This window comes from Gordonibacter pamelaeae 7-10-1-b, from assembly GCF_000210055.1.
Taxonomy (GTDB): domain Bacteria; phylum Actinomycetota; class Coriobacteriia; order Coriobacteriales; family Eggerthellaceae; genus Gordonibacter; species Gordonibacter pamelaeae.
Genome location: NC_021021.1, coordinates 2,930,639 through 2,931,644, shown reverse-complemented (window position 1 = coordinate 2,931,644; position 1,006 = coordinate 2,930,639). Strand labels below are relative to the sequence as shown.

At 71.9% G+C, this 1,006-nt stretch carries 1 protein-coding gene; it reads right to left on the bottom strand.

All coding sequences use genetic code 11. The features are described 5' to 3' along the window. Window positions 1–754, bottom strand: a 754-nt coding sequence (locus GPA_RS13530) for a cysteine peptidase family C39 domain-containing protein (protein WP_041239664.1), incomplete at its 3' end; no start/stop codon positions are given. Window positions 755–1,006: the final 252 nt, after the last annotated feature.

Below are 1,006 nucleotides of genomic sequence, written 5' to 3'. Positions count from 1 at the left end.
CGTGCTGGCAGGCGTCGCCGTAGGGCACGTAGCGGTAGGAGGCAACGACCTCCTGGCCGTTCGCGGGATCGAGCGCCACGAAGTTGTCCAGCGTGAGCGCGTCGGGGTCTTGCGCATCGCGGTAGCCGATGAGGCAGATCCAGTGCTCGCCGTAGGGGCCGGACACGTGGGCGACCGTGGGGCGCCCGGCCGCGATCTCGTCGTAGGCCTCGCGCAGGAGCGCCGCGTCGGAGCCGAGGGAGCGGAACGACGAGTTACCGCCGCCCCAGCCGGGCCACGTGCAGCAGCCGCAGCCGTAGGCGGCGTGGTCGTTGGCCTTCCCGGTGAGCACGGCGTCGCCGTAGGCGCAGGCGTAGCCGGGGCAGCACACGGCATGCCCGCCGGCGCTTTGGTTCCCAATGGCGGCTATGAGGGCCGGGTCGTAGGCGAGCACCTTGTCGGTGCGCTGCGCGGCCGCGGCCGCCGCCCGCTCGGCCTGCTGCTGCTCGTAGACGGCCTGCGCCGTGGCGAGCACCTGCAAGTCGGACGCCGGGGACGCCGCAGCGTCGGCCCCGGGTGGGGCGGGCTCGCTTGCCGAGAGCGTTGCAGCGAGGAGCGACGAGGGCGAGGGGAGGGGCGAGGAGGAGGCCGCCGCCGACGGGGCGACCGCCGTCGCCGGGGCCGCATCTGCCCGGTCGGCAGACGGGAAAAGCAAGAGCAGCAAGGCGAGCGCCGCAAGGTATGCGGGCGCTGCCGAAAGGGCGCGCGATGCCATGGAGCAGCATCCTTTCCACGGCTGTGTCGGGTTCGTTTCGGGGGTGTTTGCAGCCGTCGGCATCCGATGGTAACGAAACGGCAACGTCCGAGGTAGCGGACCGGGTTGAAACCTGCCGAAGCATCACATCGGGCACACGTCATCCCCACAGCCCCTGCAACGATTCTCCACGGTCGCCGTGCGCCCTCGGGCGCGCAAGGGCGCTGGTCCGCCCGATCAAAGCTCGGGCGGACCGGCTTTGGCTCGGTCAGG